The 24,398-nt window shown below is 71.9% G+C and carries 21 protein-coding genes and 1 pseudogene; 6 read left to right on the forward strand and 16 right to left on the reverse strand.

The annotated features are described in order from the left end of the window. Positions 1 to 70: 70 nt before the first annotated feature. From G3I42_RS29530 to G3I42_RS29545, 4 genes and pseudogenes are all read right to left on the reverse strand, one after another. Complete coding sequence (locus G3I42_RS29530) at positions 71 to 310, reverse strand: chaplin (protein WP_164290809.1); 240 nt, start codon at positions 308 to 310, stop codon at positions 71 to 73. A 145-nt stretch (positions 311 to 455) separates the two neighbouring features. Beyond that, a pseudogene (locus tag G3I42_RS38320) lies at positions 456 to 617 on the reverse strand (chaplin); the annotation flags it as partial. Between the two features lie 377 nt (positions 618 to 994). After that, positions 995 to 1,624, reverse strand: coding sequence for a response regulator transcription factor (locus G3I42_RS29540; protein WP_164290834.1), 630 nt, complete (start codon positions 1,622 to 1,624; stop codon positions 995 to 997). Between the two features lie 112 nt (positions 1,625 to 1,736). Continuing rightward, positions 1,737 to 2,882 carry a GAF domain-containing sensor histidine kinase gene (locus G3I42_RS29545; RefSeq protein WP_164290811.1) on the reverse strand — a complete coding sequence of 382 codons (1,146 nt, stop codon included), beginning with the start codon at positions 2,880 to 2,882 and terminating at the stop codon, positions 1,737 to 1,739. 444 nt (positions 2,883 to 3,326) lie between these two features. On the opposite strand from G3I42_RS29545, the gene G3I42_RS29550 reads away from it, so the two are divergent. Beyond that, positions 3,327 to 4,184, forward strand: a complete 858-nt coding sequence (locus G3I42_RS29550) for a transglycosylase SLT domain-containing protein (RefSeq protein WP_164290812.1) — start codon at positions 3,327 to 3,329, stop codon at positions 4,182 to 4,184. A 222-nt stretch (positions 4,185 to 4,406) separates the two neighbouring features. Here the strand turns inward: G3I42_RS29550 and G3I42_RS29555 are convergent, their stop codons facing one another. Further along, entirely contained in the window at positions 4,407 to 6,968 is a 2,562-nt protein-coding gene (locus G3I42_RS29555) for an FHA domain-containing protein (protein ID WP_164290813.1), read from the reverse strand. Positions 6,969 to 7,243: 275 nt separating this feature from the next. Between G3I42_RS29555 and serB the strand changes: the two genes are divergently transcribed. Then, positions 7,244 to 8,467 (forward strand): phosphoserine phosphatase SerB, encoded by a 1,224-nt coding sequence (serB, locus tag G3I42_RS29560; RefSeq protein WP_164290814.1) that lies wholly within the window; start codon positions 7,244 to 7,246, stop codon positions 8,465 to 8,467. 94 nt (positions 8,468 to 8,561) lie between these two features. Here serB and G3I42_RS29565 read toward each other — a convergent pair whose 3' ends face one another. From G3I42_RS29565 to G3I42_RS29590, 6 genes are all read right to left on the reverse strand, one after another. Continuing rightward, positions 8,562 to 9,119, reverse strand: coding sequence for a histidine phosphatase family protein (locus G3I42_RS29565; protein ID WP_164290815.1), 558 nt, complete (start codon positions 9,117 to 9,119; stop codon positions 8,562 to 8,564). An 84-nt stretch (positions 9,120 to 9,203) separates the two neighbouring features. After that, the gene (locus tag G3I42_RS29570) at positions 9,204 to 9,419 is read right to left on the reverse strand and encodes a hypothetical protein (protein WP_164290816.1); all 216 of its coding nucleotides are present in this window, start codon (positions 9,417 to 9,419) and stop codon (positions 9,204 to 9,206) included. A 127-nt stretch (positions 9,420 to 9,546) separates the two neighbouring features. Continuing rightward, positions 9,547 to 10,713: a LacI family DNA-binding transcriptional regulator gene (locus G3I42_RS29575; RefSeq protein WP_164290817.1), complete on the reverse strand. Its 1,167-nt coding sequence runs from the start codon at positions 10,711 to 10,713 to the stop codon at positions 9,547 to 9,549. Positions 10,714 to 10,826: 113 nt separating this feature from the next. After that, on the reverse strand, positions 10,827 to 11,729 hold the full coding sequence (locus G3I42_RS29580) for a carbohydrate ABC transporter permease (protein ID WP_164290818.1): 903 nt from the start codon (positions 11,727 to 11,729) through the stop codon (positions 10,827 to 10,829). A gap of 72 nt (positions 11,730 to 11,801) precedes the next feature. Then, positions 11,802 to 12,716 (reverse strand): sugar ABC transporter permease, encoded by a 915-nt coding sequence (locus G3I42_RS29585; RefSeq protein WP_164290819.1) that lies wholly within the window; start codon positions 12,714 to 12,716, stop codon positions 11,802 to 11,804. A gap of 150 nt (positions 12,717 to 12,866) precedes the next feature. Further along, a complete protein-coding gene (locus G3I42_RS29590) occupies positions 12,867 to 14,141 on the reverse strand; it encodes an ABC transporter substrate-binding protein (RefSeq protein ID WP_343244703.1) in 1,275 nt (424 codons plus the stop codon). A 474-nt stretch (positions 14,142 to 14,615) separates the two neighbouring features. On the opposite strand from G3I42_RS29590, the gene G3I42_RS29595 reads away from it, so the two are divergent. Further along, positions 14,616 to 16,565, forward strand: coding sequence for a cellulase family glycosylhydrolase (locus tag G3I42_RS29595; protein WP_164290821.1), 1,950 nt, complete (start codon positions 14,616 to 14,618; stop codon positions 16,563 to 16,565). A gap of 79 nt (positions 16,566 to 16,644) precedes the next feature. Continuing rightward, on the forward strand, positions 16,645 to 18,009 hold the full coding sequence (locus tag G3I42_RS29600; protein ID WP_164290822.1) for a glycosyl hydrolase family 28 protein: 1,365 nt from the start codon (positions 16,645 to 16,647) through the stop codon (positions 18,007 to 18,009). Between the two features lie 396 nt (positions 18,010 to 18,405). On the opposite strand, the gene G3I42_RS38325 is transcribed toward G3I42_RS29600, so the two are convergent. Next, entirely contained in the window at positions 18,406 to 18,519 is a 114-nt protein-coding gene (locus tag G3I42_RS38325; RefSeq protein ID WP_007828714.1) for an SGM_5486 family transporter-associated protein, read from the reverse strand. A gap of 67 nt (positions 18,520 to 18,586) precedes the next feature. Further along, a complete protein-coding gene (locus G3I42_RS29605; RefSeq protein WP_203607526.1) occupies positions 18,587 to 19,915 on the reverse strand; it encodes an MFS transporter in 1,329 nt (442 codons plus the stop codon). A 113-nt stretch (positions 19,916 to 20,028) separates the two neighbouring features. Between G3I42_RS29605 and G3I42_RS29610 the strand changes: the two genes are divergently transcribed. Beyond that, a complete protein-coding gene (locus tag G3I42_RS29610; protein ID WP_164290823.1) occupies positions 20,029 to 20,769 on the forward strand; it encodes a FadR/GntR family transcriptional regulator in 741 nt (246 codons plus the stop codon). 100 nt (positions 20,770 to 20,869) lie between these two features. Here G3I42_RS29610 and fabI read toward each other — a convergent pair whose 3' ends face one another. Then, positions 20,870 to 21,640: an enoyl-ACP reductase FabI gene (gene fabI, locus G3I42_RS29615; protein WP_164290824.1), complete on the reverse strand. Its 771-nt coding sequence runs from the start codon at positions 21,638 to 21,640 to the stop codon at positions 20,870 to 20,872. Between the two features lie 4 nt (positions 21,641 to 21,644). Further along, a complete protein-coding gene (gene fabG / locus G3I42_RS29620; protein WP_164290825.1) occupies positions 21,645 to 22,349 on the reverse strand; it encodes a 3-oxoacyl-[acyl-carrier-protein] reductase in 705 nt (234 codons plus the stop codon). Between the two features lie 333 nt (positions 22,350 to 22,682). Here fabG and tyrS point away from each other — a divergent pair, with 333 nt between their 5' ends. Next, a complete protein-coding gene (tyrS, locus tag G3I42_RS29625; protein ID WP_164290826.1) occupies positions 22,683 to 23,951 on the forward strand; it encodes a tyrosine--tRNA ligase in 1,269 nt (422 codons plus the stop codon). An 84-nt stretch (positions 23,952 to 24,035) separates the two neighbouring features. Here the strand turns inward: tyrS and G3I42_RS29630 are convergent, their stop codons facing one another. Continuing rightward, positions 24,036 to 24,311 carry a GlsB/YeaQ/YmgE family stress response membrane protein gene (locus G3I42_RS29630; RefSeq protein ID WP_164290827.1) on the reverse strand — a complete coding sequence of 92 codons (276 nt, stop codon included), beginning with the start codon at positions 24,309 to 24,311 and terminating at the stop codon, positions 24,036 to 24,038. Positions 24,312 to 24,398: the final 87 nt, after the last annotated feature.

Raw genomic sequence — 24,398 nt, forward strand, 5'->3', positions numbered from 1 at the left:
GGTCGCCGGGCAGCGGGCGGGGCCCGGCGCGCCTGGGTGGCGTGCCGGGCCCCGTCGGGTGTCGCTCGGGTCAGCTGTTGACCGCGGCGTTGCCGAAGGCCGGGTTCAGCAGGCCGATGACGTTGATGCTGTTGCCGGAGACGTTGACCGGCACGTGCACGGGGACCTGGACCAGGTTGCCGGAGGCGACGCCGGGGGAACCGATGGCGGCGCCCTCGGCACCGGAGTCGGCGAAGGCGGCGCCCGCCGGGACGGCGGCGGCGAGGCCCGCGGCGGCGACGGTCAGGACGGCCTTCTTGGCGATGCTCATGGGTGTTACTCCTCCACAGATGCGTTTCTCGGCCCCTGGCTGGGGGCCGCACGCTGGGAAACGCGCCGGGGGCGCGTGGGGTCACGGGACAGCGCCCGGTTGGGCACTTTCACCACCGTTCGGGTGAAGAACGGCGGCGGGAGCGTCAGCGGTTGACGGCGCTGTTGCCGAAGGCCGGGTTGAGGAGGCCGATCACGTTGATCGTGTTGCCGCTCACATTGACCGGGATGTTCACCGGAACCTGCACGAGGTTGCCCGACAGGATGCCCGGGGAACGGGTCGCGACGCCGTTCGCGTGGGCGCCGCCACCGGCGTGGGAGCCGCCGCCGTGGTGACCGCCGCCGTTGTTGCCACCGCCGTGGTGACCGCCGCCGTGGTTGCCCCCGTGGCCCGGGGCGTGGTGGCCGCCGTGACCGCCGCCGTGGGCGGGCGGGCAGTCGGTGGCGGAGGCCATACCGGTACCCGCGGCGAGCAGCCCCCCGGCCACCAGGGTCACGGTCGCGGCCTTCTTGAAATTGATCACTTTCTCGTCCTCCTGAGTACCCAGGGGCCCATCGCCCCGGGGGTGCACTGGAGAACGCGCGTCCGCCCCGTACGTTCCGCCGTCCGGGTGAGATGCGCTCGTTGGTATGAATCTCATCCTTTCGTGCAACCATCCGAGCACACTGCGTGCCACCAGCCTCTTCAGTCGCTGTAGCCGTGCCGTACGGCCCACAGGGCGGCCTGGGTGCGGTCGGCGAGGTCGAGTTTCATCAGGATGTTCGATACGTGCGTCTTCACCGTCTTCTCGGAGAGGACGAGCGCGCGGGCGATCTCGCGGTTGGAGCGGCCGTCCGCGATGAGGCCCAGCACCTCGCGCTCGCGCTCCGTGAGGGAGCCGCCGCGCGGCTGCTGCGGGGCCTGCTCCTCCTGCGCGAGGAGCATCCCGGCGACCTCCGGCTGGAGAAGGACGTGCCCGGCGTGCACGGAGCGGATCGCCCCGGCGAGGGCGTCGGGGTCGATGTCCTTGTACACGTAGCCGGCCGCCCCGGCGCGCAGCGCGGGCACGACGGTGCGCTGCTCGGTGAAGCTCGTCACGATCAGGACCCGTACCTCGTTGCCGAGGGCCCGCAGGGTGCGCAGCGCCTCGACACCGTCGGTGCCGGGCATCTTGACGTCCATGAGGATCACGTCGGGACGCAGCTCCCCCGCGCGCGCGACGCCCTCCTCCCCGTCCGCGGCCTCGCCGACCACCTCGATGTCGTCCTGGATCTCCAGGAAGGTGCGCAGCCCCCTGCGGACGACCTGGTGGTCGTCGACGAGGAGCACCCGGATCGGGCGGGGGGCGCCGGGCGCGGCGCTCGCCCTCTCCTCCTCTGTACGGGGCGACTCCGTACGGGGCGCGTCCGCGCGGGGCTTTTCCGTACGGGTCCCCCACTCCCCTGTATCAGCCACCGGGTACCTCCATCTCGATCGTGGTGCCCTTGCCGGGCGCCGAGTCCACCGTGAGCGAGCCGCCGACGCCCGCCGCGCGGTCGCGCATGGAGACGAGGCCGAGGTGCCGGCCCGCCCGGCGCACCCCTCTGGGGTCGAAGCCGCCGCCGTCGTCCGTGACGCGCAGCACGGCACCGCGGCCCGTACGGCTCAGGACGACGTCGACGTGGGCGGCGCCGGAGTGCCGGAGCGCGTTGTGCAGCGCCTCCTGGGCCACTCGCAGCAGCGCCTCCTCCTGGGCGGCGGGCAGGGCCCGTACCCCTTCTCCCCGGAAGGTGACGCGTGCGGCGTGGGCGCGGTCGAGTACGCGGATCTGGGTGCGCAGGGTCGCGACGAGGCCGTCCTCGTCGAGCGCGGCGGGCCGCAGTTCGACGACCGCGGCGCGCAGCTCGTCGGCGGCCTCGGCCGCGAGCGCGGCGACCTGGTGCAGCTCCTCCTTGGCGCGGGCCGGGTCGCGGTCGACGAGCGCGGTGGCGGCCTGGGCGGTGAGGCGGAGGGAGAAGAGCTTCTGGCTCACGGCGTCGTGCAGCTCGTGGGCGAGCCGGGAGCGCTCCTCGGCGATGGTCAGTTCGCGGCTGCGCTCGTAGAGGCGGGCGTTGGTGAGGGCGATGGCGGCGTGCTGGGCGAGGATCCCGAGCAGTTCCTCGTCCTCCTCGGTGAAGCCGCAGGTGTTCTCGGGGTGGGGGCAGCGTTTGTTGGCGAGGAAGAGGGCGGCGATCGTCTCGTCCCCGTGGCGGACGGGGAGGCCGATGAAGTCGCTCATGTCGGGGTGGGCGGCGGGCCAGCGCTTGAAGCGGGGGTCGCGGCGGACATCGGCGAGGCGCTCGGTGCGTCCTTCTTCGAGCAGGGCCGCGAGGATGCCGTGGCGGCGCGGGAGGGGGCCGATGGCCTTCCACTGCTCCTCGCTCACGCCGTCGACGACGAACTGGGCGAAGCCGCCGTGGTCGTCGGGGACGCCGAGGGCGGCGTACTCGGCGTCGAGGAGTTCGCGGGCCGAGGCGACGATCGTGTGCAGGACGTCCTGGACCTCCAGCGGCCTGCTCATCGCGAGCAGGGCGGAGCTGACCGCGCGCAGGCCCGTGGATGTGGCGGGGGGCATGGGCTCACCGTATCCGGGCGTCCGGGGGCGGGCATCGGCCCTGCGGCCCGGCGGGGCGGCGCGCCGGGCGTAGGTCTCCGGACGGAGGCCGGGCCCCGGGGCCGGACTTTCGAGCACCCTCCGCTTTGCGAAAGCAACCCTTGGTGAGATTCGGATGAGCGGCTTGTGAGGACGGGCATAGGGCGCGCGTCACGTACGAGCTTGCGTAGTACATGCCGTATGTCCGAAACGAGCGGGGGTTTTGCCCTCCCATAGGGGCCAAAACCGACCCTTTATAACTAAGCCGCATCGTACGTCACATCTTTGCCACGCATTTTTGCGGCCGCTAACAATGGCACCCGTCGCTCGACGTCGGTCTCTACCCGACGCCAGGCCGGGAAAACCATTCGTCCCCCACCGGGCCGAGAGCGACCTCCCCGCTTACACGAAGAGGTCACATCTGCCATGTCTGACATCTCCACTCGCATCCGCAACGCCCAGAAGCGAATCAACGACGGTCGTCGTCAGGTCAACAGCCAGCTCGGCTCGATCCAGCAGCGCGTTTCCTCCAGCAAGTTCGGCGAGCAGGTCGGCAACGCCCAGGCCAAGGTCGCGGGCGCCGTTCCGGCCGCGCTGCGCGGCGGCAACCTCAGCCGCACGCAGAAGCTGCAGCTCGCGGGTATAGGCAGCGTCTCCGCCGCCGTCCTCGCCTGCGGCATCGCGATCCCCGCGACCAGCGGCTCCAGCTCCGCCTCGCAGAGCGTCGCCGCTTCGGAGCCGGCCGCGTACAGCAGCCTGACCGGCGGCAACGCCCAGGCCAAGGAGCTGCACGCCAGCATCACCAACCAGCAGGCCGGTGCCTCCGAGCAGGCGAAGGCCGCCGCGGCGAAGGTCAAGGCCGCCAAGGCCGCCGAGGCGAAGAAGAAGGCGCAGGCCACGAAGGACCGCGCCAGTGAGCAGGCCGCGAGCCGCAACGCCAAGCGCTCGGCCGTCAAGAGCTACCCGAACAACCTGGACGGCTGGATCCGCGAGTCGCTCGACATCATGAAGGCCAAGGGCATCCCCGGCTCGTACGAGGGTCTGCACCGCAACATCATGCGCGAGTCCTCCGGCAACACCCGGGCGATCAACCTGTGGGACATCAACGCCCAGAACGGCATCCCCTCCAAGGGTCTGCTCCAGGTGATCCAGCCGACCTTCGAGCACTGGCACGTCGCCGGTACCTCGAACGACATCTACGACCCGGTCGCGAACATCACGGCCGCCGCCAACTACGCCGCCGAGCGTTACGGCTCGATGGACAACGTGAACTCGGCCTACTGAGCATTCCCCCGAGACCGCGCGGGCTGAGCCCGGCGGAGCCCCGGCAGAGACTCCACCACGCGCCGACCCGGCGTACGGGGAGTGCTGAGCGGGAGAGACGGGGTCGTGCCCACGGCCCCCTATTGACCAGTCGCGAGGGCGGCACCCGGTACCGGGTGCCGCCCTCGCGGCATGCGTACGGGAGCCCCGCGCCCGTACCGTCCCGTCCTCCGCCGCTCCTCCCTACTTGCGCATGACCTCCGGCTCGTGCCGGCGCAGGAGGCGCGAGACGACGAGGAGCAGGACGACGGCGATGCCGAGCAGGACGGCGATGTTCATGCCCCACTGGGCCGCCGTGTGCTCCCACAGCGGATCGAGGTCCTGGGGGCGCTTCTCGTCCCACGGCGGCATGAGGTGGGCCAGATCGGACGTGGCGCCCGCCGCCGCGACCGCCCAGCGCGAGGGCATGATCCAGGCGAGCTGTTCGAGCCCCGGGCTGTCGAAGACCTGGAAGAGCGTGCCGGTGAAGACGAGCTGGACGATCGCGAACATCACGAGGAGCGGCATCGTCATCTCGCTCGTGCGCACGAGCGCGGAGATCACCAGGCCGACGACCATCGACGTGAGCCCCATCGCGATGACGGCGACGCCGATCTCGGCGGCGGGCGGCAGGACGAGGCCCTGGGCGGGCAGCGCGCGGCTGCTCGTGCCGATGAGCGTCATGATGACGCCCTGGAGCGCGGTGACCACGCCGAGGACGAGGACCTTCGACATGAGGTACGCGGAGCGGGAGAGCCCGGTGGCCCGTTCCCGTTCGTAGATGACGCGTTCCTTGATCAGTTCGCGTACGGAGTTGGCCGCTCCCGCGAGACAGATGCCCACCACGAGGATCATGAGGATCATCCCGGCCGCGCTGTTGAAGCGCGAGGGCGGGATCGGCGGGGCGAGGCCGAACTTCGCCGGGATGATCACCGAGACGACGCCCAGCACCACCGGCAGGACGACCATGAGCGCCATGAAGAAGCGGTCCGAGGCGAGCACCGCGAGATAGCGCACCGTGAGCGTCCAGAACTGCGCGAACCAGCCCTGCGGCTTCTTCGGCCGCAGCGCCGCCGGGCTCTGCCCGGGCACGGGCACGGGCTGCGAGGCGGCGATGTCCGCTTCGGCCGCGTAGAGCTGGTAGTGCTGCGAGCCCTTCCAGCGGCCCGCCCAGTCGTACTCCCGGTACTCCTCGAAGGCGGAGAAGACGTCGGCCCAGCTCGTGTAGCCGAAGAAGTTGAGCGCCTCGGCCGGGGGCCCGAAGTAGGCGACGGAGCCGCCGGGCGCCATGACGAGCAGCTTGTCGCACAGTGACAGCTCGGCGACCGAGTGCGTCACGACGAGGACCGTGCGGCCGTCGTCGGCGAGCCCGCGCAGGAGCTGCATCACATCGCGGTCCATGCCCGGGTCGAGGCCCGAGGTCGGCTCGTCGAGGAAGATCAGCGAGGGCTTCGTGAGCAGTTCGAGCGCGACCGAGACGCGTTTGCGCTGGCCGCCGGAGAGCGAGGTGACCTTCTTGTCCTGGTGGACGTCGAGCTTCAGCTCGCGCAGCACCTCGGTGATGCGGTCCTGGCGCTCCTGCTCGCTCGTGTCGGCGGGGAAGCGGAGCTTGGCCGCGTAGCGCAGGGCGCGGCGCACGGTGAGTTCCTTGTGCAGGATGTCGTCCTGCGGGACGAGCCCGATGCGCTGGCGCAGCTCGGCGAACTGCTTGTACAGGTCGCGGTGGTCGTACAGGACCGTGCCCTGGTCGGCGGGGCGGTAGCCGGTGAGGGCCTTGAGCAGGGTGGACTTGCCCGAGCCCGAGGGGCCGATCACCGCGACGAGGGACTTCTCCGGGACGCCGAAGGAGACGTCCTTGAGGATCTGCTTGCCGCCGTCGACCTCGACGGTGAGGTGGCGGGCCGTGAAGGAGACCTCCCCGGAGTCGACGAACTCCTCCAGGCGCCCTTCGACGAGCCGGAAGGCGGAGTGGCCGACGCCGACGATGTCCTGCGGGCCGAGCAGGGCGCTCCCGGACTTGGGCAGCGGCTGCCCGTTGACGTACGTGCCGTTGTGCGAGCCGAGGTCGCGTATCTCGAAGCGGCCCTCGGGCGTCGCGTGGAACTCGGCGTGGTGCCGCGAGACCTGGAGGTCGGAGACGACGAGGTCGTTCCCCAGGGCACGCCCGATGCTCATGCGGCGGCCCACGGCCATCTGGTGGAAGGTCGTGGGACTGCGGTCGCCGTGGGAGGGGACGCCAGCCTGACGGGGGCGCGGGTCCACCGCGGGGCGCGGGTCCACCGCGGGGCGCGGATCGGCGGTGGGGCGCGGTCCCGGGCGCGGGTCGGCCACGGGGCCGGGGCCCGGTCCCGGGCGCGGGTCGGGGATGGGCGGCTGGTTCCGTACGGGCGGCTGCGCCGGTCCTCCCGTGCCGGGCCGGTCCGTGCCCTCCTGCCGCGGTACGGGGCCGGACGCCGGTGCGGCGGCGGGGCGGGCGGTGAGGCGGGGGCCGTCGCTCGCGTTGCCGAGGTGGACCACGGTGCCGGGGCCGAGGACCGCGTGGGTGACGCGGCGGCCCTCCAGGAAGGTGCCGTTGGTGCTGCCGCCGTCCTCGATCGTCCAGCCGGACGCCGTCCAGCCGAGGGTGGCGTGGCGCCAGGAGACCCTGGCGTCCTCGGCCACGATGTCTGCCTGTGGATCACGTCCCACCGTGTATGTCCTGGCCGCGTCGAGCGTCCAGGTCCTGCCGTTCAGTTCCAGTACGTATGCCGGTACCGCGAGCCCCATATGTCCGTGTCCCCCATGGCCCCGTCGACGGGCTTGTCACTTTCCGCGTCCGAGGAAGATCTGCTCGGCGTGGGGCAGCACTATTCCAGGCCCGGGCACCGGGGTGAAGGCGGAACGGGATTCCGTCCCGGTAACGGAGGCGATGGGTGCGGGGCCGGGAGGACGCGGGTGCGGGGGCGGGTGCGGGGCCGGGAGGGCGGCCGGGGCGGGGCCGGGTGTCCGGCCTGCGGGACGGCGTTCTTCGGCGCGGTGGGGGCCGATACGGTAGGGGCACCATGAGCGCATCACTGTCTGCGGCGTCGGCGTCCGAGGACCTGCCGACTCTTCTCGTCAAGATCTTCGGCAAGGACCGCCCCGGCCTCACCGCCGGTCTCTTCGACACCCTCGCCGGTTTCGGTGTGGACGTCGTGGACATCGAGCAGGTCGTCACGCGGGGCCGCATCGTGCTGTGCGCGCTCGTGACCGAGCCGCCCGGGGTGCGGGAGGGCGAGTTGCGGGCCACGGTCCACAGCTGGGCGGAGTCCTGGGGGCTCTCGGCCGAGATCATCTCCGGTACGGGCGACAACAGGCCGCGTGGCACGGGGCGTTCGCACGTCACGGTCCTCGGGAACCCGCTGACCGCCGAGTCCACCGCCGCGATCGCCGCGCGCATCACGGGGGCCGGTGCCAATATCGACCGCGTCTTCCGGCTCGCCAAATACCCCGTGACGGCGGTGGAGTTCGCCGTCTCCGGGGTGCCCGCCGACACCCTGCGCTCGGCGCTCGCGCCGCGTGCCGGGGAGTTCGGCGTGGACATCGCCGTGGTCGCCGCCGGGCTCCAGCGGCGGGCGCAGCGGCTCGTCGTGATGGACGTCGACTCGACGCTCATCCAGGACGAGGTCATCGAGCTGTTCGCGGCGCACGCGGGGTGCGAGGCGGAGGTGGCGCGGGTCACCGAGTCGGCGATGCGCGGGGAACTGGACTTCGCGCAGTCCCTGCACGCGCGGGTCGCGCTGCTCGCGGGGCTGGACGCCTCGGTCGTGGAGAAGGTGCGTGCGGAGGTCAGGCTCACGCCGGGCGCGCGCACGCTGATCCGCACCCTGAAGCGGCTCGGCTACCAGGTGGGGGTGGTCTCGGGGGGCTTCACGCAGGTCACCGACGAGCTGAGGGAACGTCTGGGGCTGGACTTCGCCGCCGCCAACACGCTGGAGATAGTGGACGGCAGGCTCACCGGGCGGGTCACGGGCGAGATCGTGGACCGGGCGGGCAAGGCACGGCTGCTGCGGCGCTTCGCCGAGCAGGCGGGGGTGCCGCTCGCGCAGACCGTCGCGATCGGTGACGGCGCCAATGACCTCGACATGCTCAACACGGCGGGGCTCGGCGTCGCCTTCAACGCGAAGCCGGTGGTACGGGAGGCGGCGCACACCTCGGTGAACGTGCCCTTCCTCGACACGGTGCTCTACCTCCTCGGGATCACGCGCGAAGAGGTCGAGGCGGCGGACGGAGCGGTGGAGGACTGAGGAGCGGTCCGGGCTCTCCGGAGAGTCGGGCGACCCCTGTCTCCCGTGGCCCCGCTCCCCCGCGTACGGAAGCCGGGGCCGCGCCCGTCCGTGCTCAGGCCTCGTGCGGGGCCCAGTAGTCGGTGAGGGTGGCGGCCCCTGGTTCCAGGGACTTCCAGGACCCGGTGAACTCCAGGACCGAGAAGGCCGCCGTGGGGAAGTCGCGGCCGCTCAGGCGGGCCGCGCGTTCGCCCGCGACGCTGCCCGCGAGGATCTCGGTGAGGGCCTGGACGCCGGGGTTGTGGCCGATGAGGAGGACGGTGGCGGCCTCGTCGTCCACCTCGTTGAGGAGTTCGATCAGGGCGCCCGGGGCGGCCTCGTAGATCCGCTCCTCGTAGACCGTGCGCGGGCGCTCGGGCAGTTCGGGGACGGCGAGCTTCCAGGTCTCACGGGTGCGGCGGGCGGTGGAGCACAGGGCGAGGTCGGCGGCGATGCCGAGGTCGGCGAGGCGGCGCCCGGCGGCGGGGGCGTCCTTGCGGCCCCGCTCGGCGAGCGGCCGGTCGTGGTCGGAGCCCTCGGGCCAGTCGGCCTTCGCGTGACGCAGCAGGACGAGCTTACGGGTGGTGGCGGGAGCGGGGGCGGACGTCCCCCCGGAGGACACAGCGGCGCTCATGCGTCCCAGCTTCGCACGAAAGGGGATGCCGGGCGGGGGGAGTCGCGTACTCCCCCCGCAGGAGTGACAGGAGGCCGTCGCCGCTCAGCCGATGAGGCCGCCGAGGAAGGCGCCGAGCCGGTCGAGCAGACCGGCGAGACCTGGCGAGGCCACCGCCGCGTGCGCCTCGCCGGGATGCGCGACGAGGGCGAGCAGGACGAGGAAGGCGAGGGTCGGCAGGGCGAGCGCCCACCACGGCAGCCGGGACTGCACGGGTACGGGCGCGGTCGGCTCGCCCCTGCTGTGAACCTGTGTGGTCATGCCGTCTCCCCCGGTCGCGGTGCACGCCGGAACGCCCGGCGCCTCACCCACGACGCTACGTCTCCGCGGCGCCCGCGCCTATCGGGTTTTCCCCCCACTCGACCCTGATATTTTCCGGCCCGGACCCTTAGGGGTTGTCCCTGAGAGAACCCTGAGCCGGCGTCCCCGGCGCCCGCGTCGCGGGCCCCGTCACGGGCCCCGTCGCAGGTCCCGTCACGGGCCCCGTGGACTCGCGGACAACCAGGTGCGGAGCGGGCGGCCGGCCCGGGTCGGGGACGTCCTCGCCGAGCACCGCGAGGAGGCGCAGCGCGGCGACCCTGCCGATGTCCTGCACGTTCTGGCTGACCGTGGTGAGCCTCGGATGGAGCCACACACCGAGTGCGAGGTCGTCGTAGCCGACGACGGAGACGTCCTCGGGGACGCGGAGACCGAGCCGCGTGAGCGTCGCGATGGCGGTGAGGGCCATCGTGTCGTTGGGGTAGAGCACGGCGGTGGGGGGCTCGGCGCCCGGGGCGAAGAGCCGCTCGGTGACGGCGGCGGCCGTCGCGTTGCCGAAGCCGCAGGGGATCACGGAGTGCGCGCGCAGGCCGTGCCGGGCGAGGGTGTCCTCGACGGCGCGACGGCGCAGCACGGTGTGCACGCGGTTGTCGGGGCCCGCCACGTACGCGAGGGAGCGGTGCCCGAGGCCGATGAGGTGCTCGACGGCCTCGGTGATGCCGTGCAGGTCCTCGTCCGTGTGCAGGTAGTGGAGTCCTTCGGCGTGCTCGCGCTGCCAGGGGCGGCCGACGAGGAGCCCGGGGACGTGCAGGCGGCGCAGCAGGGCCGGGCGGGAGTCGCCGATGCGGCTCTCGGTGAGGACGAAGGCGTCGACGCGGCGCTCCCTGGCCAGGCGTTCGTACACCTCCTCCTCGCGTACGAAGTCGTCGCCGACGAGGTGCAGTTGCAGACCGTAGCCGGGCGGCCCGAGTTCCTGTTCCATGCCGGCGATCAGCTCGGCGAAGTAGGGGTCGGCGGTGAGCAGGTCGGCGTCCCGGCCGAGGACGAGCCCGATGGTGCGGGTGCGTTCACCGCGCAGCGCGGTCGCGGAGGCGCTGGGGGACCAGCCGAGTTTCCCCGCGGCGTCGAGGATGCGGACGCGGGTGGCCTCGGAGATGCCGGGGCGGTTGTTGAAGACCTTCGAGACGGCCGACTTCGACACACCGGCGAGCGCCGCCACGTCGAGGATGGTCGGCTGGGACGGGCGTCCACGGCGTGCGGCGGTGCGGCCCTGCTGGGGCGGCGTCTCGGCTGTCATCGGCGGCGGTCTTCTCCGGTGGTCGGCCGGTCCTGGCCCGGCTTCGGGGTGGGTCTGCTCGGGACCGCCGCGCGAGCGCGGCGGCTCGCGCCGCCGCGGGTCGGCGGCCCGCGTCACATCTTTACAGCGCCGCTGATCATGGCCTCCTCCATCCGGCGCTGGAGGAAGACGTACAGGAGGTAGACGGGGACGAGGGTGATGAGGGTCCCGGCCATGAGGACACCGTACTCGGTGGCCTGGTTGTTCTGGAGGGTCGGCAGGGCGACCTGGATGGTGCGCTGGGAGGTGTCGGGGCCGATGAGGACGAGTGAGTACAGGTACTCGTTCCAGAAGTTGAGGAAGTTGAGCAGGACGACGGTGGCGATGCCCGGCATGCACAGCGGTACGTAGATACGCCACAGGATCGCGGCCGTCGAGGCGCCGTCGACGCGCGCGGCCTCCTCCAGTTCGGCGGGGATCGTGCGCATGAACTGGGTGAGCAGGACGACGGAGAGCGGCATCGCCCCGGCGGGCAGCAGCAGGACGACGAAGGTGCGGGTGTGGAAGAGGCCGGTCGCGGCGGCGAGGAGGAAGGTCGGGACGAGCGCGGCGAAGGTCGGGACGAGGAAGCCGAGCGAGAAGATCCGCTCCAGGAGCGCCGAGAGCCGGCCCTGTCCGCGTGCGAGGGCGAAGGCGGCGGGGATCGCGAGGACGAGGGTGAGCAGGAGCGCGAGCCCGGTGACGATGACCGAGTTGGCCAGCGCGAGGTCGAGGTCGGCGTAGTCGAGGGCGTCGCCGAAGTAGTGCCACACGGGATGCGCGGGCGGGGTCAGGGGCTGGTCGAAGATCGCGGTGGTGGACTTGAGCGAGGAGATGATCAGGTAGTACAGCGGCACGACGAGCGCGAGGGCGTAGAGCCACACGAGGGCGTGGCTGAGCCCGGCGAGCGGGTTGCGGCGCCGGCGGCGCGCGGCGCGCGCGGGGGCGGGGTTCGCGCCGGACTCGGCGCTGGGGCGGGCGGGTGCGGTGGTGGTCATGGCGGACTCCGGCGGGCGGCGAGAGGGGCGGCGGGGCGTGGGCGGGGCGGCGGTACGGGGCGGGTGGCCCGGTCAGTACGACTGCCGCAGGGCGCGGCGGATGCCGAGCATCCCGAGGAGCCCCACGAGGAAGAGGAGGACGCCCGCGGCCTGGCTGTAGCCGAGGTCGGACTGCACGAACGCCTTGTTGTAGACGAGGAAGGAGAGGTTCGTGGTCGCGTCCCCCGGACCGCCCTGGGTCAGGAGCAGGACGTTCTGGGCGGAGGCGAAGAGGATCCAGAGGAACTGGAGCATCGTCGTGACGCCCACGTAGTCCTTGACGACGGGGAAGGCGATGCGCCACATGCGCCGCCAGTGCCCGCAGCCGTCGAGTTCGGCGGCCTCGTAGATCTCCTGCGGGACGCTGCCGAGCCGGGCGGCGAAGAGCACGGCGGTGAAGCCGATGCCGGACCACAGGTCGATGCCCATGACGCAGGCGAGCGCGGTGCCCTGGTCGGCGAGCCAGGGGCGGGCGAGCGAGTCGAGGCCGAGGTTGCCGAGGAGCCCGTTGAGCAGACCGTTGGGCGCGAAGACGCCGTAGCCGAGCATCGCCTTCGCCGAGGCGGAGATGAGGGCCGGGGTGAACAGGACGATGCGCAGGAGGCGGTGGCCGCGCGGGCGCAGGGTCAGGTAGTAGCCGGTCATGAAGGCGCAGAGGATCATGATCGGGAGCACGATGGCGAGCTGGATCACGCTGTTGCGCACGGCGTGCCAGAACAGCTCGTCGTGGAGCACCGTGTCGAAGTTGCCCCAGCCCGCCCAGGAGCGCGGGGCGAGCATGCCGGGCCAGCTCATCCCGCTGATGACGAACATCGCGATGAGGGGCCCGGCGAGGAAGAACAGGTACCACACGAGCGCGGGCACGGCGAAGAGGGTGATGCCGCGCTGTCTGCGGCGCGAGGCCGAGGGTGGCTGGTGCGCGGTGGTCAGGGGCAGTTCGTGCGCCATGGGTCGGGAAGCCTTTCGTGAGCCGCGGGGCGGGCGCTCGCGCGGTCGGAGCCTTGCGCGTACGGGAGGGGCGGGGCCGGTACGGCGGTGACCCGTACGACGGGGCCCGGGTGAGGGCGCCCGGCGGGGCGGGTGCGGCCGGAGCGGTGCTCAGCCCCCGTACGCGTGGTCCAGGGCGGAGGCGATGGAGCGGGCGCTGGTCCCGGGCGTGTAGGCGAGGCTCGTGGCGCGGATCAGCGGCTGGGAGACGGCGGGGGGTACGTACGAGTCCGGCATGAGCGCGTAGTCGACGCGGTCGCCGAGGTCGATGGACTCGGAGACGAGCGGGAAGTCGGGGGCGCTCGTCGTCTCGCGGACGCCGACGACCTGGCCCGCCTCGCGGGTGAGGGCGCGGGTGTTCGCGGGTTCGTACAGGAAGCGGACGAACTTCTCGACGAGGTCGATCTTCTTCTCGCCGTTGGGGCTGATCCAGACGCCGGTGGAGGTGTAGCCGCGGAAGGCGGTGGGCTTGTGGTGGACGCCGCCGGGCGGGACCGGCCAGCCGCCGACGACGGTGTTCTTCACGACGTCGGCGGGGACGCTGCTGAGCGTGGAGGAGATCGCGGAGATCGCGGGGGCGCGCCCGGTGTAGTAGTCGGTGTTCATCGAGTCGGAGTTGAGGCCCTGGGCGCCCTTGAAGAAGACCCCGGCGTCGCGCAGTTTCGTGAAGAGTTCGAGGCCGCGCACGGCGAGCGGTTCGCGGGCGTAGCCGCCGTGGCGGAAGAGGCGTTCGGCGCGGGAGGCGGGGAGGTACGCCTGCATGATCTGGAGGAGGAGTTTCTGGCCCGACCAGTCGTTGCCGCCGATGCTGACGAAGCCCTTGGCGCCGTGCTTGCGGGCCAGGCGGGCGGCGTCGACGAGTTCCTCGGTGGTGGTGGGGATCTCGTCGATGCCGTACTTGGCGAGGACCGCCTTGTTGTAGACGACGGGCCAGGTGAAGCCGGTCCAGGGGAAGCCGGCGACGCGGCCCTTCTCGTCCGTCCACTCCTTGAGGGCCTGGGGCAGGAAGCGGTCGCGCAGGCCCCAGGCGTCGAGGTAGCGGTTGACGGGCACGGTGGCCTTGTAGCCGGTCCAGGAGAGGGTCTTCTCCGCGAGGTTCGTGAGGACGACGTCGGCCTCTTTGTGGGCGAGGCGCGCTGTCTCGTACACGTTGATGAGGTCCGTACCGCCGCTCACGACGTTCTTGACGTGGCTGCCGGGGTGGGCGCGGGTGAAGTCCCGGCACAGGCGTTCGTAGACCTTCGCCATGGGCGAGCCGGCGGTGAGCATGTGGTGGACGACGAGGGTGCGGGGGTCGTCGTCGCCGGGATCGAGCCTGCCGCAGCCGGTGAGCAGGACGGGAGCGGCGGCCGAGACCGAGCCGAGGAGAAGAGTTCTGCGGCGCACGGGGTCGAGCCTTCCGATCTGATCGGGAAGAGGTCGCTGGTCGTGAGAGGACCGCGAGGACCGTCCCGGCAGGCGGAGGCGACTCCACCTTCGTTGGTGGAACGGTTTCGCGCAGCATAGGTACGGGTTTTCCGGAGCGTCAAGAGATGCGGACCGACGGGTTTTTCGTACGGCGCACACGGTGCTGACATGCGCATTTACCCCGTGTGACCGGCGAAAGCATGCGCGTCCGGCTCCTTGCCCTGAGGTTGGTGGAACGGTATACCTGTGACGTGTCGGTGCCGTGCGCGGCCCGAGTTTCCCCGCACATCGGCCCCTCCGCCCGCGCGGTACGGGAGGGCCTTGACCGGTCGCACCGCGGCCCGCTGAACGGCCGTCCCTCGGCCCGAAGACCGGCCGTCCCGCGGCCGATAGAACGGCTGCGACGCGGCCGGAGATACGGCCGCACCGGCGGCCGGAAAGGACGACAGCTCCATGCGGCGCAATCTCCTCCACATCGACCCTTCGGGCCATCACCGGCCCTGGATCGGCGCCAACTTCTGGTCCCGCACGGGCGGCCCGCTGATGTGGCGCTCCTACGACCCCGCCGTCATCGAGCAGGAGCTCGCGGTCCTCGCCGAGCACGGGCTCGACCTCACCCGCAGCTTCTTCTACTGGCCCGACCTGATGCCCACTCCGGACGCGCTCGACGAGAAGACGCTGGAGCACTTCGCCGACTTCCTCGACCGGCACAGCGCGGCGGGGATGCGCACGATCCCGACCCTCGTCATCGGCCACATGTCGGGCGAGAACTGGGACCCGTCCTGGCGCCACGGCCGCGACCTGTACGGCGACGTCTTCATGGTGGGCCGGCAGGCGTGGATGGGCCGCGAGCTGGCCCGCCGCTTCGGCGCGCACCCCGCCGTCGCCGGGTGGCTCGTCTCCAACGAGATGCCGATCTACGGGGACCCGGTCGACCGGGGCAACGACACGACCGACCACACGCACGTCACCGCCTGGGCACAGCTCGTCGTGGACGGGCTGCGCGCGGGCGGCGCGACGCAGCCGGTCTCGCTCGGCGACGGGGCCTGGGGCGTGGAGGTCACGGGCCGCGACAACGGCTTCCGTATCCGCGAACTCGCCCCGCTCGTCGACTTCATGGGCCCGCACGTCTACCGCATGGAGACGGACCGGGTGCGCCAGCACCTCAACGCCGCCTACATCTGCGAACTCCTCGACTTCACGGACAAGCCCGTGATCATGGAGGAGTTCGGCGTCACGACGGACTTCGTGTCGGAGGAGAACGCGGGGCACTACTACCGCCAGCTCCTGCACAACACGCTGCTCGCCGGGGCGAGCGGATGGATCGCGTGGAACAACACGGACTACGACGACATCCACGAGCAGCCGCCGTACAGCCACCACGCCTTCGAGCTGCACTTCGGGATCACCGACGCGGCCGGGAAGCCGAAGGCTCCGCTGCGCGAACTGCGCGACTTCCGCGCGGTGCTGGACCGGGTGGAGCTGCCGAAGCTGCGGCGTCCGGACGCGAAGGCGGCGCTCGTCGTCTCCTCGTACCTGGAGAAGCAGTACCCCTTCACGATGCCGGCGGACGCCCAGCTCGTCTTCGACACCGCGCGCCAGGGGTACGTGGCCGCGCGCGAGGCCGATATCGCGGTGGGCTTCGCGCGGGAGGCCGACGGCGTGCCCGAGGACTGCGCGCTCTACCTCGCGCCGTCCGTCAAGCAGCTCCTCTCCCCCACCTGGCACCAGTTCACGCGGCTCGCCGAGGGCGGCGCGACGGTGTACGTCTCGTACTGCTCGGGCACGCACGACACGCAGCGCGGTCCCTGGTGGGCCGGGGTCGACAAGCTCTTCGGGGTGCGGCACCAGTTGCGGTACGGGCAGGTGACGCCGATCGAGGACGAGACGGTCACCTTCACCTTCGCCGAGGACTTCGGCGACATCGCCGCCGGGAGCGAGCTGTCCTTCCCGGCGGCGGGCACGATCAACTCGCGGGCCTTCCTGCCCGTCGAGCCGGACGGTGCCGAGGTCGTCGCGACCGACGCGCACGGCCGCCCGGCGCTGCTGCGCCGCCGGATCGGCACGGGCTCGCTCGTGCTGTGCACGTACCCCGTCGAGCACATGGCCGCGGCCCGCATGGGCGCCAACCCGGAGGACACGCACCGTCTGTACGCGGCGCTCGCCGCCGAGGCGGGGGCGCGCGCGGACGTGCGCGTCGCGGACCCGCGGGTCCTCACCGCCGAGCTGCACCACGAGGACGGGCGGCGCTTCGTGTGGTTCGTGAGCCAGTACGAGGAGGAGCACACGGCGCGGCCCGTCCTCGCCGACGGGCTCGCGCTGCGCGACGAGGAGGGCGAGCCGCTCACGGCGGTCGAGCTGGCCCCGCTCGGTGTGCGCGTTCTCGAAGTCGTCTCCGCCTGACCACCTGTTGACGGGCGGCCGGTCCACCGATGACCGGCCGCCCGGACCGAACCGCGGCGCCCGCCGCAGGAGGAACACCATGTCCGACCGGTACGACGGTTTCGACCCGCTGGAGCACGGGGCGGCCGGTGACGGAGTCCACGACGACACCGCCGCCGTGCAGGCCGCCATCGACGCGTGCGCGCGGAACGGCGGGGGGCGTGTCGTCCTGCGGGGCGGCCGCACCTTCCGCACCGGCACCGTGACGCTGCGCTCGCACGTCGAACTGCACCTGGAGCACGGGGCGACCCTCGCGGGCAGCCCGGACTTCGCCGACTACACCGTGCGCTTCGGCGGCGTCGTCCTGAACGACGGCAACACGCAGTGGGGCGACGAGCCCACCGGCGTCCTGCTCGACGCCGAGGGCGCCGAGAACATCTCGGTGACGGGCTCGGGGACGATCGACGGCGCGGGGCGGCACTTCGTGCTCTCCGACAACGGCTACATCTACACGATGGACCAGCGCCGCCCGTTCACGATCTACTTCCGCGACTGCCGCAACGTCACCTTCCGCGATGTGCGGATCGTGGACGGCGCGGTGTGGACGCTGCGGCTCTCGCTCTGCGACGACGTACTGATCCACGGCGTACGCATCCACAACGACCTCAAGCTCCCCAACAGCGACGCGATCGACATCGACTGCTGCCGCCGTGTGCGCGTCAGCGACTGCGACATCGTCGCGGGCGACGACGCGATCTGCCTCAAGGCGACGCTGGAGCACACCGGGACCGACCGCGCGACGGCACCCGTGTGCGAGGACGTGACGGTCACGGGCTGCACGATCACGACGACCTCGTCCGCGCTGATCTGCGGTGTCGAGGGGCAGTCGAAGATCCGCAACGTGGTCTTCTCCTCCTGCGTCGTCCGGCAGAGCGCGCGCGGGCTCGCGATCCGCCTCGGCGAGGGCGGCGACATCGAGAACGTGCTCTTCAGCGACATCACGGTGGAGACGCGGTTCTTCCACGAGGGCTGGTGGGGCCGGGGCGAGCCCATCGCGATCATGGCGGTGCCGTGGACGGAGCACTGCGGCACGGTGCGCAACATCCGCTTCCGCAACATCCTGTGCCGCGCGGAGAACGGCGTCACGGTCATCGCGCAGGACCCCGGCCGGATCGAGGGTCTGGTGCTGGACGGGGTACGGGTCGAGATCGACCGCTGGTCGCGCTGGCCCGGCGGCCACGCCGACCTGCGCCCGCGCCGCGCCGAGGACTTCCCCGCGATGCCGACGGACGGCTTCCACCTGGAGAACGTCCACGACGCCCGCCTCACCGACTGCGAGGTGGTCTGGACGGCCCACCCCGAGGACGGTCGCCACGCCCTGTACGCGGAGAACTGCCCGGGGCTGCACCACGAGGTGCGGGGCACGGGGGTCCGGGAGGACGTCGCGGCGGTGGCCCTCTCGTAAGAGCGATGGCTCTCTCGTGAGAAACGCCGACGTGCGGTGACGCCGCGAACGGCCGCCGTCACCTGACGGGCGGCGGCCGACGCGGTACGGAGGGGCGTGCTTCCCACAAGGGGCGCGCCCCTTTGGCATCGGAGCCGGCACTTCATGGGAGCGTGAGTCACCCCCGGGGAAATCTCGCCCTCGCCGAAGCCGATGCCGAGTCCCGCTGCGGCGCGGTCGTCGGCTTCGCGTTCTGCTCGGGGCCGTCCGTCATCACGGACGGCCCCCTACGCGTGCGGGCCCGGCGCCGATTCCTGCCCCGGCACAGCTCGCGGGTCCGGGCAGCCGTGCGGCGCCCCGGACGGCGGTCGCGCGGCGAGGGCGGGACGCGGCGGGGCTGGAGGCCGGGAGGTGCCTTCAGGCGAGGAAGCTGGCGAGGATGCCGATCACCACCGTGATGCCGATCATCGCGCCGAAGACCAGAAGGAGCTTCTTCTGGCCGCCTTGGGGGTTGGGTTCGAGCACGGGCATGTGCGTAGTTTATGGGGCTTCTCGGCGGCCTTCCGCCCGGGGGCCGGTCCCCGGGCGGGAGGGGCGGTCAGGCCGCCTTGGCGAGGTGTTCGTCCTCGATCGTGCGGTTGCGGCCCGCCAGGGTGCCGATGATGATCTGCGGGACCATGAGGCAGGCCATGAAGAGGATCGGGACGCCCCAGCCGCCCGTCGCGTCGTTGAGGATGCCGACGAGGAGCGGGCCCGGGATCGAGATGAGGTAGCCGGTGCTCTGCGCGAAGGCGGAGAGCTTGACGACGCCGGGGCCGGTGCGGGCGCGCAGGCCGACCATCGTGAGGGCGAGCGGGAAGGCGCAGTTGCTGATGCCGATGAGGAAGGCCCAGATCCAGGCGCCCCCGGCGGGCGCGAGCGCGAGGCCGAGGTAGCCGCCGAGCCCGCACAGGCCCAGCACGATGACGACGGGCCCCTGCTGGGGCAGCCGGATCGCGACGCGCGGGATGACGAAGGCGAGCGGGATGCCGAGCGCCATGGTCACCGCGAGGAGGACGCCCGCGGTGCCCGCGGAGATGCCCGCGTCGCGGAAGATCTGCGGCATCCAGCCCATGGTGATGTACGCGGCGGTGGACTGGAGCCCGAAGAAGCACGCGAGCGACCAGGCGGTGCGGCTGCGCGTGACGCGCAGCGCGTCCCCGGGGCCCGGGGCGGCCGGGTTCGCTGCGCTCTCGCGTTCGGCGGCGCGGCCCTGCCGGCTCAGTACGGCCCAGGGCAGTACGGCGACGGCGCCGAGCACCGCCCAGATGCCGAGGCCGCCCTTCCAGCCGCCGCCGAGCGCGTCGTTGAGCGGCACCGTGACGGCGGCGGCGAGCGAGGTGCCGACGGCGAGGGCCATGGAGTAGAGCCCGGTCATGGAGCCGACGCGGTCCGGGAACCAGTTCTTGACGACGACCGGCATGAGCACGTTGCTCACCGCGATGCCCGCGAGCGTGAGGACGGTCGCGGCGAGGAAGCCCGCCGTGTTGCCGGTGAAGGGGCGGATGACGAGGCCGGCGGTGATGGCGACCATCCCGCCGCAGACGACGGTCCCGGCGCCGAAGCGCTTGGACAGGCGCGGGGCGAGGAAGCCGAAGAGGGCGAAGCAGAACGGCGGGACCGAGGTGAGCAGCCCGGCGAGCGTTCCGTTCATGCCGAGCCCGTCGCGCACCTCCTCCAGGAGCGAGCCGAGGCTCGTGATGGCGGGGCGCAGGTTGAGCGCGGCGAGGACGATCCCGACCGGCATGAGGACCGCGAGCAGGCCCTTGGCCCGGGTGGTGCCGGGCGCGCCCGCGGGCTCGGGAGTACCGGGGGCGGGGCCGGAGGGTGCGGGAGTGGGGGACGGGGCGGTTTCTGACCGCAGGGACGTTGATTCCTCGGGTGCCATGCGCCCATCATAGAATCATGGGATGTTTGACTGTCCAGTCGTCCGGCCTCCCATACTGGTCACATCCCGCCCGCACGGCCCCCAGCCGCCCGCCCGCGACTCCTAGGACGCTCATGCCCCTGTCTTCCCCGCGCCGCTCGGCCCTCTCCGAGCAGGTCATCGCCGCCCTGCGGGCCCCGATCTCCTCGGGCGAGTGGCCGATCGGCTCGCGCATCCCGACCGAGTCCGAGCTGGTCGAGCAGTTGGGTGTGGCACGCAACACGGTCCGCGAGGGGGTCCGGGCGCTCGCGCACAACGGGCTGCTCGACATCCGGCAGGGCTCGGGCACGTACGTCGTCGCGACGAGCGAACTGGCCGGGGTCATGCAGCGCCGCTTCGCCGCGGCCGATCCGCGCGACTTCGCCGAGCTGCGGGTCGCGCTGGAGTCGACGGCCGCGCGGCTGGCGGCCCAGCGCCGTACCGCGAAGGACGTACGGCTCCTGGAGAACGCGCTGGAGCGCAGGGACGTGGCGTGGAAGGCGGGGGACACGGAGAACTTCGTCGTCGCGGACGCGACCTTCCACCTCGCGGTCGTCGCCGCCTCGCACAACTCCGTGATCACCGAGGTGTACGCGGACCTCGGCGAGGTGCTGCGGGACTGGCTGCGCGAGGACATCGGCGAGATGACCGCCGCGCACGACCTCGACCACCACGCGCTCTTCCAGGCGATCGCGGACCAGGACGGCGAGAAGGCCGCGACCGAGGCGGGCGGCATCCCCTACATGTGCCGCCCCGCGCTCCTCGGCGAGGGCGACCGCGTGGAGCGCGAGGCGCGCGCGGCGGCCCAGGTGACCCGGGGAGCGGACGCGGGCTGAGCACGTACGCACGCGAAGGCGCCCCCTCCCGCGCGTACGCACGCGAAGGGCGCCCCCTCCCCCGTACGGGAGAAAGGGCGCCCTTCGCGTGCGACGGGGTTCAGGCCCCCATCATGTGGACGCCGCCGTCCACGTGGACGATCTCGCCCGTCGTGCGCGGGAAGAAGTCGGAGAGCAGCGCGACGACGCCGCGGCCCGCGGGCTCCGGGTCGGACATCTCCCAGCCGATCGGCGCGCGCGTGTTCCACACGTCGGACAGCTCCTCGAAGCCCGGGATGGACTTCGCGGCCATCGACTTGATGGGACCGGCGGAGATGAGGTTGCACCGCACGTTCTTCGCGCCGAGGTCGCGGGCGAGGTAGCGGTTGGTCGACTCCAGGGCGGCCTTCGCGACGCCCATCCAGTCGTACTTGGGCCAGGCGATCGTGGCGTCGAAGGTGAGCCCGACGACCGAGCCGCCGCGCGGCATGAGCGGCAGGCAGGCCATCGTGAGCGCCTTGAGCGAGTACGCGGAGACGTGGACGGCCGTGGCGACGTCCTCCCACTCGGCCTCCAGGAAGTTGAAGACCGGCTGCGGGCCGAAGGCGATCGAGTGCACGATGCCGTCGAGGTGGCCGTCGTCGCCGAAGTGCTCCTGGACACGGCCCGGGAGGGCGTCCAGGTGCTCCTTGTTGGTGACGTCCATCTCGATGACGGGCGCGGGCTTGGGCAGGCGCTTCGCGATGCGCTCGACGAGGCTCAGGCGGCCGAAGCCGGTGAGGACGACCTCGGCGCCCTCCTCCTGCGCGACCTTGGCCGCGTGGAAGGCGATCGAGCCCTCCGTGAGGACGCCCGTGACGAGTACGCGCTTGCCCGCGAGGATTCCGCTCATGTGATCAGTGACCCATGCCCAATCCGCCGTCAACCGGGATGACGGCTCCAGTGATGTACGAGGCGTCGTCGGAGGCTAGGAAACGCACCGTCGCGGCGATCTCCTCGGGCTCCGCGTAGCGGCCCAGCGGCACCTGCGCGACGATCCCCGCGCGCTGCTCCTCGCTGAGCACCTTGGTCATGTCGGTGTCGACGAAACCGGGTGCCACGACGTTGAAGGTGATGTTGCGCGAGCCCAGCTCGCGGGCGAGGGAGCGCGCGAAGCCGACGAGCCCGGCCTTGGACGCGGCGTAGTTGGCCTGTCCGGCGGAGCCGAGGAGCCCGACGACGGAGGAGATGAGGACGACCCTGCCCTTGCGGGCCCGCAGCATCGCGCGGTTGGCGCGCTTGACGACGCGGAAGGCGCCCGTGAGGTTCGTGTCGAGGACCGAGCTGAAGTCGTCCTCGGACATGCGCATGAGGAGCTGGTCCTTGGTGACACCGGCGTTGCACACCAGCACCTCCACGGGACCGTGCTTCTCCTCGACCTCCTTGAAGGCCAGGTCGACCTGCTCGGCGTCGGTGATGTCGCACTTCACGCCGAGGAAGCCGGCGGGCGGCTCCCCGGAACGGTAGGTGACGGCGACCTGGTCACCGGCGTCGGCGAAGGCCCGGGCGATGGCGAGGCCGATGCCCCGGTTGCCTCCAGTGACGAGAACCGAGCGGCTCAACGGATCACCCTTTCGACGGTGGTCTGGTACGGACAAGACGGACGCGGGCCGTCTCCGCCCCGCGGCGGCAGCCCCGGGACCGTCTCGTCCCGCACTTGTCCTGCTCGAAACTATCGGTAGCGGGGCGCACCCACCGAATCGGCCCCCGACAGCACGTGCGACCGGCTTTGGTGGGGTTCCCACAGTCCGCGCCGCCGCGGCGGCGGGGACGGTGCGCGGCGGGAGCGGGAAAACCGGTGCCGGAACGTGTACGGGTCCCCCATACACTGGACGCACCATCCCGCGCCCGGCCCTCACCGTCCGCGCGCGACCGAAGCCGAGGAGTGCACGACCGTGACGGACATCGTCGACGACCTCAAGTGGCGCGGGCTCTTCGCCCAGTCCACCGACGAGGAAGCCCTGCGCAAGGCGCTCGCGAACGGTCCCGTCACCTTCTATTGCGGCTTCGACCCGACCGCGGCCTCGCTCCACGTCGGGCACCTCGTGCAGGTCCTCACGGTGCGCCGCCTCCAGCAGGCCGGGCACCGCCCGCTCGCCCTCGTCGGCGGCGCCACCGGGCAGATCGGCGACCCGCGCCCGACGGCGGAGCGCACGCTCAACGACCCGGCGACGATCGCGGAGTGGGTGAACCGGCTGCGCGCGCAGATCGAGCCCTTCCTCGACTTCGAGGGGCCGAGCGCGGCGCGCATGGTCAACAACCTCGACTGGACGTCCGGGCTCAGCGCCATCGCGTTCCTGCGCGACATCGGCAAGCACTTCCGGGTCAACAAGATGCTCACGAAGGAGTCCGTGGCCCGCCGCCTGGAGTCCGAACAGGGCATCTCCTACACGGAGTTCAGCTACCAGCTGCTCCAGGCGATGGACTTCCTGGAGCTGTACAGGCGGCACGGCTGCGTACTCCAGCAGGGCGGCAGCGACCAGTGGGGCAACCTCACGGCGGGCGTCGACCTCATCCACCGCGTGGAGCCCGAGGCCCAGGTGCACGCGCTCGCGACGCCGCTCATGACGAAGGCGGACGGCACGAAGTTCGGCAAGTCCGAGAGCGGCGCCGTGTGGCTCGACCCGTCGATGACGACGCCGTACGCCTTCTACCAGTTCTGGCTCAACGTCGACGACCGCGACATCAGCCGCTACACGCGCATCCTCAGCTTCCGCCCGCGCGCCGAGCTGGAGGAGCTGGAGGCCGTGACGGCCGAGCGGCCGCAGGCGCGGACCGCGCAGCGCGCGCTCGCCGAGGAACTGACGACGCTCGTGCACGGCGAGGCGCAGACCCGCGCCGTCGTCGCGGCCTCGCGGGCGCTTTTCGGCCAGGGCGAGCTGGCCGAGCTGGACGAGGCGACGCTCGCCGCGGCGCTCGGCGAGCTGCCCCGGGCGAGCGTGGCCGAGCCCGTGGGCGTCGTGGACCTGCTCGTCGAGACGGGTCTCGTGGCGAGCAAGTCCGCCGCGCGCCGCACCATCAAGGAGGGCGGCGCGTACGTGAACAACGCGAAGGTCACGGCCGAGGACGCCGTCCCGGCCGCGAGCGAGCTGCTGCACGGCCGCTGGCTCGTGCTGCGCCGCGGCAAGAAGAACCTGGCCGCGGTGGAGGTCACCGGGGCCTGAGGGCCTTCCCCGGCGGTACGCACACGGGTACGGGGCCGCTCGCGCGAAGGGCGCGGGCGGCCCCGTACCCGTACCGGCGCGGCCTCAGCGCCCCACCCTGTTCCCCTTCACCGCCTTGTACAGCGACTCGCCCACCGCGACGAGGACGATCGCGGCGACGAGCTGGAAGACGTGGCGGCTCCAGTCGATGCCGTGGGTGTAGCGGACGCCGAAGGCGGAGGCGATCGCGTTGCCGACGAGGCCGCCGATGGTGCCCATCACGACGACGAGCCACAGCGGGCTGTGCTGCTTGCCCGGCAGGACGAGCTTGGCGATGAAGCCAAGGACGAAGCCGACGATGATCGCCCAGATCCAGCCCATGTGCCACTCCCTCGACCGCTGCCGTCCGCCGGGCGGCGGACGCCGGTTACCAGCATCGGTCCGTCCGTCGTACGCCGCACGCCGGAG

Origin of the sequence: Streptomyces sp. SID11385, from assembly GCF_010548245.1 — a bacterium.
In the GTDB taxonomy this organism is placed as follows: Bacteria; Actinomycetota; Actinomycetes; order Streptomycetales; family Streptomycetaceae; genus Streptomyces.